The sequence below is a fragment of the Bifidobacterium simiiventris genome (assembly GCF_019331715.1).
GTDB lineage: Bacteria > Actinomycetota > Actinomycetes > Actinomycetales > Bifidobacteriaceae > Bifidobacterium > Bifidobacterium simiiventris.
This window is the reverse complement of the sequence record NZ_JAHBBG010000011.1, coordinates 20,398-34,229: the sequence shown is the minus strand read 5'-3', so window position 1 is coordinate 34,229 and position 13,832 is coordinate 20,398. Positions and strand designations below refer to the sequence as shown.

Below are 13,832 nucleotides of genomic sequence, written 5' to 3'. Positions count from 1 at the left end.
GGAAAGGTAAGGCAAATCATGACTAGTGCAACCGTGCAGCCGTCGCTCGCGCCGAAGACGAGCGCCGAGGACATCCCATGGAATCCGAAGGTCCGGCAGGCTCGGACCGTGTCCGACTGGATCACCGACATCGTGATCTGGGTGGTCCTGGCGTTGGTCGTCGTCGCGGTCATCTATCCGATCTGGTTCGTGATCATCGCGTCCGTGTCGAACCAGACGGCCGTGAACCAGGGGCGGGTGACGATGTGGCCTGTCGGATTCAGTTTCGGCGGGTACGCGAAGGTGTTCGCCGACTCGCGTATCTGGATGGGCTACTGGAACACGATCGTGTACTCGGTAGTCGGCACCGCGCTCAACATGCTCGTGACGATCCCGGTGTCGTTCGCGCTCTCGCGGCGCGAGTTCAAGCCGCGGCGCATCATCCTGTTCCTGTTCACGTTCACGATGTTCTTCTCCGGCGGTCTGATCCCGAACTACCTGCTGTTCAAGCAGCTGGGGCTGCTTGACAACTGGCTGGTGTTCATCCTGCCGGGCGCGGTGTCGGTGTGGAACGTGATCATCGCGCGCTCGTTCTTCGAGTCCTCGATTCCGGAGGAGCTGCACGACGCGTCGCAGATCGACGGCCTCGGGTACTGGGGTTACTTCCTCAAGATCGTGATCCCGCTGTCGTCCGCGATCATCGCGGTGCTGGCGCTGTACTACTTCGTGGGCCACTGGAACGACTTCTTCACGGGCCTCGTGTACATCCGCGACACCGAAAAGCTGCCGTTGCAGAACGTGCTGCGTTCGATCCTGCTCGCCAATCAGACCGGCATCACCGGCGCGCAGTCAGATGGCATGAGTCTGATCCAGCAGCGCGAATTCGCCAACCAGATCAAGTACGGCGTGATCATCGTCTCCACCCTCCCGCTGCTCGTGCTCTACCCGTTCCTCCAGAAGTACTTCAACAAGGGCGTCATGATCGGAGCGGTCAAGGGCTGATCCGTTAAGCGGACAGTCCTGTGGACTGTCCGTAGGATCAGCCTGAGCGAGCCGATAGGCGAGCGAAGGTCGGATTGAGTCCTCGCGCAGCGAGGTCCGTTGTTGCAGGGGCCGAAGGCGATCCGTTAAGCGGGAAGCCCGGTGGACTTCCCGTAACGTCAGCCTGAGCCGAGTCAGCCAAGATTGTCATTTCGAGCGAGGCGTAGCCGAGTCGAGAAATCTTTGAAGGCGGTGTGCTTTGAAAGATTTCTCCGCTCGCGGCGCTCGGTCGAAATGACAAAGGACGGATCTGCTTGGTCGGATTGAGTCCGAGCGCAGCGAGGTTCGCTGTGCGGGGCTGGTCGTAGATCAGCCCTTGAGGAAAGCCCGGTGTGCTTTCCGAAGGTTCCGCCGTCGCCCACCCAGTCGTCAATTGGCATACGATACGGTATATATCTCGCGATAAAGTCTGTCATGAGGTATACGACGAACCGTAAGCCTGCCGATCATCGCAGTCGTGCCGATCGGTTCCGACTCCCAAGTCATCAACCACTTACCATCAACCAATCCAAAGGAACCCAATCATGGCAACACTTCACGGCGTGCAGCTGTTCCGCGACACGGACGGCAACGTCGCCCAGCTCCACGGCATCGGCGTGCAGCGATTCGGCGACCGCTGGTACGCGTACGGCGAGATCAAGAATCACGGCAACCTCTTCCAGGGCGTCGCCTGCTACTCCACCACGGATTTCGCAACGTGGCGAAACGAGGGCACGGTACTGCCGGTCGGCGACGAGGATTCGATCATCGGCCCGAAGCGCATCGTCGAACGCCCGAAGGTCATGCGTCGCCCGTCCGACGGCAAGTACGTCATGTACCTGCACGTCGACGGCGAAAACAACTACTCGTACGCGCACATCGGCACCGCGATCTCCGACTCGCCGACCGGTCCGTTCGAGTTCCTCGCAACGTTCCAGTTCCGCGGCTACGAGTCGCGCGACATCGGCGTGTTCCAGGACGAGGACGGCACCGGCTACATCCTGAGCGAGGACCGCCCGCACGGCACGCACATCTACCGCCTGTCCGAGGACTACCTGAGCGTGGTCGAGGACGTGGTCTGCCTCAAGGGCACCAACTACTGGGCAGGCTACGAGTCGCCGATCATGGTCAAGCGCGACGGCGTCTACTACTGGTTTGGCTCGCAGCTGACCGGCTGGGACTGCAACGACAACATGTACGCGACCGCGACCGACCTGCACGGCCCGTGGAGCGAGTGGAAGCCGTTCACGCCGGCCGGTTCGCGCACGTTCGACTCGCAGTGCGACATCATCGTGCCGCTCGACGGTGTGGCTGCCGGCGGCGACGACTATCACGCGAGCCGGTTCCTGTACGTCGGCGACCGTTGGCATAACAAGGATCTCGGCAACTCCGAGCTCGTCACACTGCCGATCGAGATCGGTGACGGCGAGGCGCTGCTCGAATGGCACGACGAGTGGGACAACGGCCTGTGATGTGATGCGGGCCGCGCGTTCGGTCGATGCAGTGGTCATTGAATAATCGTCGGCGGGTTGGCCAGTCGCTCCGGACGGCCCGCCGGCTCAATGGCGGCGTATGCGTGGGTTTTCCTTTCTTTTTCCTGCGTGTGCGTCGCCGTTTTGCATATATGTGCGTATATTCGCATATATTGGAAGACGGTATGCACGGCATACCGGAATCGGGGGAATCATGGATTGCAACGGCAAGGTGCTGTACGCGTTCGGCGACAGCATCATCGAGGGGCACACGTATCCGCAGCGTTCGTGTGCGAACGTTGTCGCCGAAGCCGAGGGGATGCGTCTGTTCAAGTTCGCTCGCAACGGTGCGGCTATACTGCCGCGGCCGATGACGCGGCCTGACTTGGGCGGCCAGATCATCGACCAGTGTGACGAGGTTCCGGCCGGTACGCCCGCGCCCGACGTGATCCTGTTCGACGGCGGCACGAACGACGGTCATCTGGATCGGATCATGGACCGGCTCGGCGAAGTGATCGATGGTTTTGATGTGCCATCATTCGACCGCGGCACGTTTGCCGGCTGTTTTGAGGCGACGATCGCGGAATGCCGTCGTCGTTGGCCGTCTGCGAAGATCGTGTACGTGGCGACCGCAAGACTTGCGAACGTTGACATGACGATCCAGTCGGCTCTGTATGCGATCGAGCTGGAGGCATGCCGCAAGTGGGGTGTGGGCGTTGCCAACGTATTCGACGACGCCGATCTCGACCCGCACCGCGATGCCGATCGTGTCGCGTATTCCTTCGATCGCAACGGTTCCGACGGTTTGCCCGGCACCCCGCAGACCGTCACCTACGAGCACCCCGAAAGCCAGCCCAGCGGCACCCATCCGAATCTGGTCGCCGTCGAACGCTTCTACGCCCCCATCATCCGCCGCGCCCTGCGCTTGCTGTAGCGGGCAAGCCGTCACGCGTTTGGCGGCCTATTGCTTTGCCGTGTACACTGACGCGCTCCGCCCTTGTCGGGCGTTCTTATTCTTGGCTCCCTCGGTTGAGGGAGCTGGCCGCGAAGCGGACTGAGGGAGCGTCGAACCCATCACATTAAGCCCCGACACAGCACCAGTCCGATGCTGTCTCATCGAGTCGATAATGTCTCAGTGCAACTATTTTGGGCTGAAGCCGTTCTTTTCCGGAAATAGTTGCGCGTTATTCGTCGTGTATGGGTGGCGCTTGCGGCAATGGTATTCACTGGATGGATTGTCGGCTTGGTTTTTCCATCCCGTGCGCACACGATTTCTCGCTCGATGACATGGTCGGGTGGTTTTTCGTCCAGCGCGCAGCAAATGACAGTGATTCGGCGTTTTCGATTTGTGTGTGTCCGCGAAATCGTATAGAATCGCAGCGTTGCGATTTTTATGCGATACGACGACGTGCAGAAGCGTCGATGCTTCATGAAGAAAGGACTGGCGTATGTACTCGCTAGGCAAGAATTCCCCGGAAATCCCGGCATATGCGGACACCAGGTCCATGGTCTCGGAACTGGGTGCTCCCGGAGACGTAACGATTCGATTTTCGTCCGATCCGGCCGGCATGAACTGGCTGCGCGACGATCATCCGTACGCCGCGGTCAGCACCCCGGACGGCATCCAGTCGTCCGTCCACATGCTGCGCGACGGCGACACCATCGTCACCACGGTCCTGCTCGGCAACGCCACGAGCAAGCCGATCACCACCGCGGTCGGCGACATCGGCATCACCCTGCCGCTCGAGGACCGCTATTTCGACGAGACCGACGACTACTCGATCGACCGCCACTGCAACGTCCACCTGTTCTGCGGCGGCGCCTGCAGCTGGGCACTCGCCCTGCGCATGAGCGGCAACGCCCCGCACCTCGGCCTGATCCTCACGGAAGGCGCGCTCGCCGACTACAGCACGAGCCGAGACTTCGTCCACTACAGCAACGACCGCGGCTGCTTCGTCCTGCACCCCGAGGCGATGGAATTCGCGCCCGGCCAGACCCGCACGATCTCATGGACGATCTTCCCGTGCGATTCACGCGAGGATTTCTTCCAGCAGGCCGCCGAACGCAGCGCGTTCATCGACGCCCGCTGGAACACGTACGTCGCGTTCCCCGGCCAGACCGCTGTCCTGCACATCCGCCCGTCGTTCCAGCCCGGTCAGGATGACGCCGTCACCGTCAACGGCATCCCCGCCGCCCCCGAACCGGACGGCTCGTACACCTTCGCCTTCACCCCGTCCGACGACGACCCGTACACCCACGACGAATACCGCGACCGCACCGGCGAGCACACCTTCACCGTCCGCGTCGGCGACCGCACCGTGCGCACGCGACTGTTCGTCTCCGCCCCGCTCGACGAACTCATCGCCCAGCGCGTGCGCTTCATCGCCCGCAAACAGCAGTACCGCGGCCAGAACGAGCACCTGATCGGCGCGTACCTGCCGTACGACAACGAGGATCGCCGCCAGTACTATTACGCCGGCGACGACAAGGGCAACGTGGTCAACGACTACAACGCCGGCCGCGAACGCGTCGGCATGGGCTTGCTGATCGCCGCGTATCTGCGCGAACTGGATCGCGGCATCGTCACGGACGAGAACGGCGACCTGCTGGCCGACGTATCGATGGCGTTGTCCGGCGCGATGCCGGGCGGCGAATGGAAACCGCTGCGCGACGAACTGTCCGACAGTCTGCGTGACTACCGCACGTTCGTCGAACGTGAGCTGGTCGATGCCGAAACTGGCGAGGTGTTCAACGACGCGCCGCGCGACAACACGGTCACGCGACTGTACAACGCGCCGTGGTTCGCACGGCTGTACGTCGAGTTCTACAAGTTCGGCGGCGATGTGGAGGACCTACGCGTCGCATGCCGCATCATCCGCTGGTTCTACGCGGGCGGCGGCAGCCGGTTCTACCCGATCGAACTGCCGATCCTCGCGCTCGGCCGCGCGTTGCAGGAGGCCGGCGAGCGTGACCTGTTCGACGAGATGCGCGACCTGTTTCTCACCCACGCGCGCACATTGGCGGGACTCGGACTGCACTATCCGAAGCATGAGGTCAACTACGAGCAGTCGATCGTGGCGCCGGCCGCGAGCGTGATCCTGCAGACGGCCGCGCTGACCGGCGACCGGGACCTGCTGCGGGCCGGATTCGAGCAGTTGCGCGTGCTCGACCAGTTCAACGGATGCCAGCCGGACGCGCACATGAACGAGGTCGCGATCCGTCACTGGGACGGTTTCTGGTTTGGCAAACGTAAGCAGTACGGCGACACGTTCCCGCATTACTGGAGCGGACTGACCGCCGACGTGTTCGATCTGGCGGCCGATCTCATGGACGACGAGGATGCGGCCGAGACGCTGCGTCGCCGTGCGGCCGCGTCGCGTCGCGCGCTGTTGCAGCTGTTCTTCCCGGACGGCACCGCGTCGTGCGCGTACGTGTTCCCGTTCTCGGTGAACGGCGAGCGAACGCATTTCGCCGATCCGATGGCGAACGACCAGGACTGGGCGCTGTATTTCATCGTTCGGCATATGCTGGACGCGGAGTGAATACGTTGGCGGCCGGTTGCGGGGCCTTGTGACGGATGTCTGGCGGATATCCGCCACAAGGTCGGCAGGCGGTCGCCGTCATACGTGACGCATCGCAATGATGTACTGCGGTGACGTAGACGACAGACATAACAAGGGAGTTTTCAATCATGACCGGAACATCATCAACCCAATCATCGGCCGCATCAACCCAGCCGACGTTCGCCGAGCGTCTCGCCTCCCGCGGCAGCATGCTCTACGGCGGCGACTACAACCCCGAGCAATGGCCCGAATCCGTCTGGCACGACGACATGCGGCTGTTCAAGGAAGCCGGCATCAACGAAGTCACCCTCAACGTCTTCTCGTGGGCGCAGCTGCAGCCCAGCGAAGACGAATACGACTTCAGCAAACTCGACCGCATCGTGCGCACCGTCTCCGACGCCGGCATGTCGATCGTCATGGCCACCTCCACCGGAGCCCTGCCGGCGTGGATGAGCCTGCGCCACCCCGACGTCAACCGCGTCGACGAACGCGGCCGCAAGATGCGCCACCGCGAACGCCACAACGCGTGCATCAACAGCCCGACCTTCCGCAAGTACTCCGCGGCGCTCGCCGGCAAACTCGCCGAACGCTACGGCAAACTGGACAATCTCGTCGCGTGGCACATCGGCAACGAATACGGCGGCATGTGCTGGTGCGACACGTGCGCGGTCAAGTTCCGCGAATGGCTGCGCGCACGCTACGGCACGATCGAGGCCGTGAACGAGGCGTGGAACTCGGCGTTCTGGAGCCACACCTATCACAGCTTCGACGAAATCTTCCCGCCGAACGAACTCGGCGACACGACCAGCTGGGGCGGCAAGGCGATCCTCGGCGGGTTCTCGCTCGACTACCAACGTTTCTACGGCGAGTGCGTGCTCGAGTCGTACAACGAGGAGAAAGCCGCGATCCGCGAATTCGATCCGGTCAATCCGGTCACGACGAACATGATGGGCACATACCCGACGTACGACTACTTCCGCTGGCGGGCGGGCGCGAATCCGGCGGACGGGACGGTCGGTGACGCGGCTGTTGCGTCCGGCGATGCGACCGCCGCGCCCGCGCCGACAGCACCGACCGGCGGCGTAGACGTCGTCTCGTGGGACTCCTACCCGCGCCCCGACACCGATCCCGCGAACGTCGCGTTCGGCCACGAGCTCATGCGCGGCGTGGGGGGGGGGGCGGCAAGCCGTTCATGCTCATGGAACAGACCCCGAGCCGTCAGAACTGGATGGCGTACAACACGCAGAAGCGCCCCGGTCAGATGCGCGAGCTGAGCTGGCAGGCCGTCGCGCACGGCGCCGACACCGTGCAGTTCTTCCAGCTGCGGCAGAACCGGTCCGGCTGCGAGAAGTTCCACGGCGCGCTCATCAGCTCCGACGGCACCGATCGCACGCGCGCGTTCCGCGAATGCGCCGAGCTGGGAGCCGAACTGGGGCGAGTCTCCGGCCGTATCCTCGGCAGTCGCGTCGCGCCGGCGAAGGTCGCGCTGGTCTTCGACTGGCAGTCGCGCTGGGCGATCGGCATGTCCGCCGGCCCGACGATCTCGATGGATTACGTGGCCGAAGTGCAGCGTTGGTATCGCGAACTGCACCGCCGCAACATCCAGGTCGACATCGTCGGACCGTACGACTCGTACGATGCGTACGATCTCGTGCTCGCGCCGTGCCTGTACATGATGCGCGCGGATCTGGTCGAGCGGTTGCGCGGATTCGTGGCCGGCGGCGGACGACTGCTGCTGACCGCGCTGAGCGCCCTGACCGACGAGCACGACAGCCTGTACCAGGGCGAGATCCCGGTGCCGCTGCGCGATTTGACCGGCGTGTGGGTCGAGGAGACGGACGCGCTCGACCCGAGCGAGCACGTGGTGCCGCTGCGGTTCGCGGATGATACGGATCTGGCCACGCCCGCGGACTATACTGGGGATTCTTCCGTCATTGCAGATAGTGCGAACGACGCAGCGGCCCCTCACGGCCGCGTGCTGTTCGACGTGCTTGAGGCCGATGAAGGCACAGCAGTACTCGCCACCTATGGCAGCGAATACTATGTTGGTACGCCCGCCTTCACGTTCCGCCCGAGTACGGGCAATGGCGGTGTGTTCTATGCGGCCACGTTCCCGGACGATGCGGCCATGCCGCGATTCGTGGACGCGCTGCTCGCCGGCACCGGCATCACGGGTCTCACCGATGCGCCGCTGGTCGGCACTGTTGAACGGTCCGCGATCGCGCAGGATGCCACGGTGCGATCCGATCTGCGCACGGTTGATCTCGAAGTCACGCGTCGCATCGCGGCCGACGGTACCACGTTCACGTTCGTGCTCAATCCCGTGAATGCACCCGTTGCCGTCGACCTGCCGGCCGCGCTCGCCGGCCGCGATCTGCTGACCGACACGACCGTCACCCCCGGCCACCGCGTCCTGCCTCCGTTCGCGGTGCTCGTCATCGAATCGAAATAAGGAAAAGGAGCGTGCCACTATGCCGGTGGTGCTGAACGGACGTTCCGCAGTCCGTTGGAATGATGCGGAAGACGAGACTGTACCGGAGCCGGTCGCGTATGCGATCGAAGATCTGACGCATGACCTGGGTGTCGCGTTTGCGGGAGATGGCAGTACGGACGACGCGGACGACACAGACGGCGCGACGATCAGCGTGCGTTACGACCGCACGCTGGCTGAGGAGCAGTATCGCGTGACCGTCGACCCGTCCGCGAACGCGGTGATTGTTGCCGGTGCGGACGATCTCGGCTGCATCTACGGCCTGTACGCGATCAGCCGCGAATGGCTCGGCTTCGAGGACTTCTGGTTCTGGAACGACCAACGCCCGGCGCCGCGCCGCTCGCTCGAACTGCCCGATGCCGCGCGGCTCGACTCGCATCCCGCCGCCGTGCGCTACCGCGGCTGGTTCGTCAACGACGAGGTGCTCATCGTCGCGTGGAACATCCGCAACGACAACGAACTGACGTGGCGCATGATCTTCTCGACGCTCCTGCGCTGCGGCGGCAACCTCGTCATCCCCGGCTCCGGCCAGAACATGGCCCCGCACTGGGATCTCGCGCACCGCATGGGCCTGTACGTCAACCAGCACCACGCCACGCCGCTCGGCTCGCGGCTGTTCTCCGAAGCCTACCCCGGTCTCAAGCCGCGCTGGCCGGAGGATCGCGACAAGTACGAGGCGCTGTGGCGCGAGGCGATCGCGCAGCGTTGCGGCGCTGCAACGGCCGACGGGGCGGCCAAGCGCGGCGATCCGAAGGTCGTGTGGACGCTCGGCTTCCGCGGCAGCTGCGACGGCCCGTTCTGGACCGACGACCCGCGGTACACGACCGACGAGGAACGCGGCCGCGTGCTGTCCGAAGCGATCAAAGCCGAATACGATCTCGTCCGCGCCGCCGATCCGAACGCGCCGGTGAGCACGTATCTGTATTCCGAATCGCTCGAACTGTACCGCAAGGGACTGCTGCACTTCCCCGACGACGTGATCAAGATCTGGTCCGACAACGGTTACGGCCGCATGATGGTGCGCCGCAACGGCAACTGGGACCCGCGCGAGCCGGCCATGCCCGACGCCCCCGATCCCGGCGAAAACGGCATTTACTATCACGCGTCGTTCTTCGACCTGCAGGCCGCCAACCACATCACCCAGATGCCCGAGTCGGCCGACGACATCACGCGCGAACTCGAAACCGTGATCGCGAACGGCGGCGACTCGCTGTGGGTCGTCAACTGCTCGAACGTCAAGCCGCACGCCTTCACGCTCGACCTCATCGCCCGCCTGTGGCGCGACGGTTCGCTCGCATCGCAGCCGGCCTCTGCCGAGTCGTCCGTGCCTGTCGTGTCGGCTGCAACACAGCCGTCATTTCCTGTCATTTCGACCGAGGCGAAGCCGAGCGGAGAAATCTCTTCCCCCGCCGCTCCCTCACAAGATGTCTCGACTGCGCTGCGCTCCGCTCGACATGACACAAAGCAACCGGCCGATCCGCATGCGCAGGTCGACGCGTTCCTGCTTAACTACTGCCGCCGCTACTACGGCGAGGCATTCGCGCCGGCCGTGGCCAAACTGTTCCGCGCATACTGGGATGCGGCCGCGAGCTTCGGCGGCGAGTGGGACCAGAAGTGCGGCGAGCAGCTGTACACGTACATTCCGCGCATGATGATCACGCACTATCTGTCCGGAAGTCGCGACGAGGAAGACGATCTCAAGTGGCTGGTACGTGGGGACTTCGTCGCGCAGATCGCATGGGTCAAGCGGCTGTGCGCCAACGCCCTGCCGCGGTACGAACGGCTTGTGCGCGACTGCGAACGAGCAGCGCTCGACGCGGAGGATGCGGAGATTGCGACGGCCTGTACGTGCGGTGACGCAGCGTCGGATGGTCTGCATACGTCGGCTGCCGATTGCGCAGACCCGACGTTGCGGCAATCCACCGGCACCCGCGCCGCCCGACTCATCCGCGACACGATCGGCCTGCAATCGACCGTCTACCGCGAATGCGTTGCCGGCACCCTGCTCGTCTGCGACGCGCTCGAACAGGCGCTCGCCGGCGACTTCAAGCACGCGTTCTACCACGCCGGACTCGCCCGAGAACGCTTCCAGGCCGGCGACGCGGCGATGCGCGCCCGCGAACACGGCGTCTGGCAGGGCTTCTGGGCGAACGACTGCCTTGCGGACGTGAAGTTCTCCGGGCAGGTGTGCGCCACGCTCATGTCCTACCTGCGCAACCGCGGCGACGGCCCGCACTACGTCGGCTGGAAGCATGAGTTCTGCTACTCCGAGCAGTGGCGTGACGTGATCGTCGTGCTCAACATGGAGAACCACGAGTCCGACGACGAGATCTTCCAGGCCATGAAGCGCGCGTGGCAGCGGTGATCTGTATCGGTACGGAAAAATATCGGTGATCGATGATCGTGTGGAAAGCGTGAAAAACGTTGCGATAGTGCGGGACTCACCGAGCTGATTGCGCGGTTGTGGATTGTGTTTCGATCGGTAATATATGTAACGGTACATATATGACCGACAAGTGGACGGCGATGTCATGCTGTGTGTCGCCGCCGACCGACGAAACGTAAGGGGTTTGACATGACCGACAAGCTCGTCGCGACGCTCGACAAGGCCGGGGTGCGCAAGATCAGCACCGACCTGTGGGGCATCTTCTTCGAGGACATCAGCTATTCGGGCGACGGCGGCCTGAACAGCGAGCTCGTGCAGAACGGCGCGTTCGAATACAACCGCGCGGACAGCCAGGACTGGAGCAACTACACCGCATGGCGCAAGATCGTGCCGGCCGGTTCGTTCGCCGCGTTCGCAGTGGGGGAGAAGGCCCCGGTCGCGATCGAGAACCCGCACTACGCGACCGCCGAGATCGGTTCGGTCGACGGCGGCTCGCCCGCGCTCGAGAACCTCGGCTTCGACGGCATGGTGTTCCGCGCCGGCGAAACCTACCACTTCTCCGTCTGGACGCGCGTCCACGGCAAGGAACTGCCGCTGACCGTGACTTTGCGCGGCGATCACGGTGAAACCCTCGCCGAAGCGAACCTCGTTGCCCCCGAATCCTACGCCTGCGGTGATTGGTCGTGGCTTCAGGCATCTTTGACTATTCCGGCTCAGGAAGGCGAGGGGTGTACGCTCCCTCAGTCACAGCCTACGGCTGTGCCAGCTCCCTCAGCCGAGGGAGCCGAGAATGAAGACCACCCCATCGTCGCCACGCAGGGCACGCTGCGCATCGCCTTCGACCAGCCCGGCACCATCGACATCGACTTCGTCTCCTGCGAGCCGCAGACCACCTATCAGGGCCTCGAGCACTTCCGTCCGGACCTTGTCAAGGCGCTCGCCGACCTGCATCCGCGCTTCATGCGCTTCCCGGGCGGCTGCATCACGCACGGCCTCGGCATGAGCAACATGTACCGCTGGAACACCACCATCGGCGACGTGGAGCACCGCCCGCACAACTTCAACGTGTGGGGCTACCACCAGTCGTTCCGCATCGGCTTCTACGAGTACTTCCGCCTGTGCGAGACCATCGGCGCCAAGCCGCTGCCCGTGCTGCCGGCCGGCGTGAGCTGCCAGAACACGAGCCAGGGCCCGGTTCCGGTCGCGCAGGAGGATATGCCCGCCTACATCGACGAGGTGCTCGGCCTCATCGACTTCTGCAACGCCGACCCGGCCACCAACGAGTGGGCTGCCATGCGCGCCGAAATGGGCCACCCGGAGCCGTTTGGCCTCGAATATCTCGGCATCGGCAACGAGGACCTCATCGACGATGTGTTCAAGAACCGCTTCCAGCAGATCTTCGACGCGGTCAAGCGCGAGTATCCCGAAATCACCGTCGTTGGCACCGTCGGTCCCTCGCCGGAGGGCAAGGACTATGAGGAGGGCTGGGCGTACGCGCGCGAGGCCGGCATCCCGATCGTCGACGAGCACTCGTATCAGGCGCCGAGCTGGTGGTTCCACAACCTCGACCACTACGATGATACCGATCGCAAGGGTCCGAAGGTCTACCTCGGCGAATACGGCTCGTGGGGCACGGGCCTGATCAACGGCCTGTCGGAAGCCGCGTTCATGAGCCGCATGGAACTGAACGGCGACGTGGTGCACATGGCATCGTATGCACCGCTGTTCTGCAAGCACGGCCACGGCAGCTGGAACCCCGACCTCATCTACTTTGACAACGAACGCACCTATCTGCCGTACAGCTACTGGGTGCAGCGGATGTACGCGACCACCACGGCCGACACCGCATGGCCGGTCGCGGTCAGCGGCCCGACCACGTTCCGCCGCGAGCTGCCGAACAAGATCGGCCTCGCGCTCGGCGGCGGCGCGCACGCCGACTTTAGCGACTTCTCGATCGAGACGGCGGACGGCCAGCGCGTCGACCTGCCGGACGTCGAATACCGCGGCAGCGGCATGACGCTGCCGGTCGATCTTGCGGCCGACGCGTACACGATCCGCGCGACCGTCACGTACTACACCGGCATGTGGGGCGTGCAGATCACGTCCGGCGATCTCGACGGCAAGAACCGCAACCGCGTCTCGCTCGGCCGCGGCTTCGCGCTGCAGGTCGTGCGCGACGGCAGCGGCTACAACATCGGCGGCACGGAGACGTCGATGGATGCGGTGCGGCCGGGCACGGTGTGGCATGTGCGCATCGACGTGGCCGATCGCGGCGAGTCGATGAAGCTGTACATCGACGACCAGTTGGTCGCCGAAGGCCGTGAGGTCGCCGACGAGCCGCGCCGCACGGTGACGGTGTCGCGCGATTCGACCGCCGGCGTGGACTATGTGCGCATCGTCAACGCGCTGCCCGATGCGGTGGACGTCGACCTGACGCAGGTGCTCGACGAGCTGGGCGTTCCGGCCGAGTCGCGTGCGACCGTGACCGCGACCGTGCTCGCCGGCGATGACCCGTACGCCGGGCAGGAGCCGGTCGGCAGCGAATCGCCGCAGCCGACCGCCCACGAGGTGAACCTCGTCGCCGGCACCTACGCCGCCCCCGCCTGGTCCTTCACCACCTTGGCCATCAAGTAGTCGATTCCCTGTCATTGCGAGCGAAGTGCATCCCATGTCATTTCGACCGAGCGAAGCACATCCCCCGTCATTTCGACCGAGCGAAGCACATCCCCCGTCATTTCGACCGAGCGAAGCGAGCGGAGAAATCTTATGGAGAACAACACCTCAGTAAGATTTCTCGACTCCGCTTCGCTCCGCTCGAAATGACACAGGGCGACGCTTCACTCGGTCGGAATGACACAAGAAACAGACGTTGCGTTCCTGTCGAAATGACATGAATCGGTGTGTCTCGGTCTGTCGGCAAG

8 protein-coding genes are annotated in these 13,832 nt (G+C 64.0%); all 8 read left to right on the top strand.

Annotated elements, in window-relative coordinates:
* The first annotated feature begins 18 nt into the window (after positions 1–18).
* The 8 genes from KIH76_RS09380 to KIH76_RS09345 all read left to right on the top strand — a co-directional run bounded on the left by KIH76_RS09380 (position 19) and on the right by KIH76_RS09345 (position 13,545).
* Positions 19–981 (top strand): carbohydrate ABC transporter permease, encoded by a 963-nt coding sequence (locus tag KIH76_RS09380; protein ID WP_214374049.1) that lies wholly within the window; start codon positions 19–21, stop codon positions 979–981.
* Positions 982–1,544: 563 nt separating this feature from the next.
* The gene (locus KIH76_RS09375; protein WP_214374050.1) at positions 1,545–2,471 is read left to right on the top strand and encodes a family 43 glycosylhydrolase; all 927 of its coding nucleotides are present in this window, start codon (positions 1,545–1,547) and stop codon (positions 2,469–2,471) included.
* A 214-nt stretch (positions 2,472–2,685) separates the two neighbouring features.
* Entirely contained in the window at positions 2,686–3,405 is a 720-nt protein-coding gene (locus tag KIH76_RS09370) for an SGNH/GDSL hydrolase family protein (protein WP_214374051.1), read from the top strand.
* Positions 3,406–3,976: 571 nt separating this feature from the next.
* A complete protein-coding gene (locus KIH76_RS09365; RefSeq protein WP_219070434.1) occupies positions 3,977–6,013 on the top strand; it encodes a hypothetical protein in 2,037 nt (678 codons plus the stop codon).
* Between the two features lie 149 nt (positions 6,014–6,162).
* Complete coding sequence (locus KIH76_RS09360) at positions 6,163–7,308, top strand: beta-galactosidase (RefSeq protein ID WP_219070432.1); 1,146 nt, start codon at positions 6,163–6,165, stop codon at positions 7,306–7,308.
* Positions 7,233–8,486, top strand: a complete 1,254-nt coding sequence (locus tag KIH76_RS09355) for a beta-galactosidase (protein ID WP_219070430.1) — start codon at positions 7,233–7,235, stop codon at positions 8,484–8,486. The genes KIH76_RS09360 and KIH76_RS09355 overlap by 76 nt, the downstream gene beginning before the upstream one ends.
* Positions 8,487–8,505: 19 nt before the next feature.
* Entirely contained in the window at positions 8,506–10,890 is a 2,385-nt protein-coding gene (locus KIH76_RS09350; RefSeq protein WP_214374054.1) for a glycosyl hydrolase 115 family protein, read from the top strand.
* A 210-nt stretch (positions 10,891–11,100) separates the two neighbouring features.
* Positions 11,101–13,545, top strand: coding sequence for an alpha-L-arabinofuranosidase C-terminal domain-containing protein (locus KIH76_RS09345; RefSeq protein WP_214374055.1), 2,445 nt, complete (start codon positions 11,101–11,103; stop codon positions 13,543–13,545).
* The last annotated feature ends 287 nt before the right edge of the window (positions 13,546–13,832 follow it).

Excerpts from the sequence above, each read along its gene's own strand:
- KIH76_RS09380 (WP_214374049.1), top strand. The coding sequence starts at position 19 with ATGACTAGTGCAACCGTGCAGCCGTCGCTCGCGCCGAAGACGAGCGCC.
- KIH76_RS09375 (WP_214374050.1), top strand. The coding sequence starts at position 1,545 with ATGGCAACACTTCACGGCGTGCAGCTGTTCCGCGACACGGACGGCAAC.
- KIH76_RS09370 (WP_214374051.1), top strand. The coding sequence starts at position 2,686 with ATGGATTGCAACGGCAAGGTGCTGTACGCGTTCGGCGACAGCATCATC.
- KIH76_RS09365 (WP_219070434.1), top strand. The coding sequence starts at position 3,977 with ATGGTCTCGGAACTGGGTGCTCCCGGAGACGTAACGATTCGATTTTCG.
- KIH76_RS09360 (WP_219070432.1), top strand. The coding sequence starts at position 6,163 with ATGACCGGAACATCATCAACCCAATCATCGGCCGCATCAACCCAGCCG.
- KIH76_RS09355 (WP_219070430.1), top strand. The coding sequence starts at position 7,233 with ATGGAACAGACCCCGAGCCGTCAGAACTGGATGGCGTACAACACGCAG.
- KIH76_RS09350 (WP_214374054.1), top strand. The coding sequence starts at position 8,506 with ATGCCGGTGGTGCTGAACGGACGTTCCGCAGTCCGTTGGAATGATGCG.
- KIH76_RS09345 (WP_214374055.1), top strand. The coding sequence starts at position 11,101 with ATGACCGACAAGCTCGTCGCGACGCTCGACAAGGCCGGGGTGCGCAAG.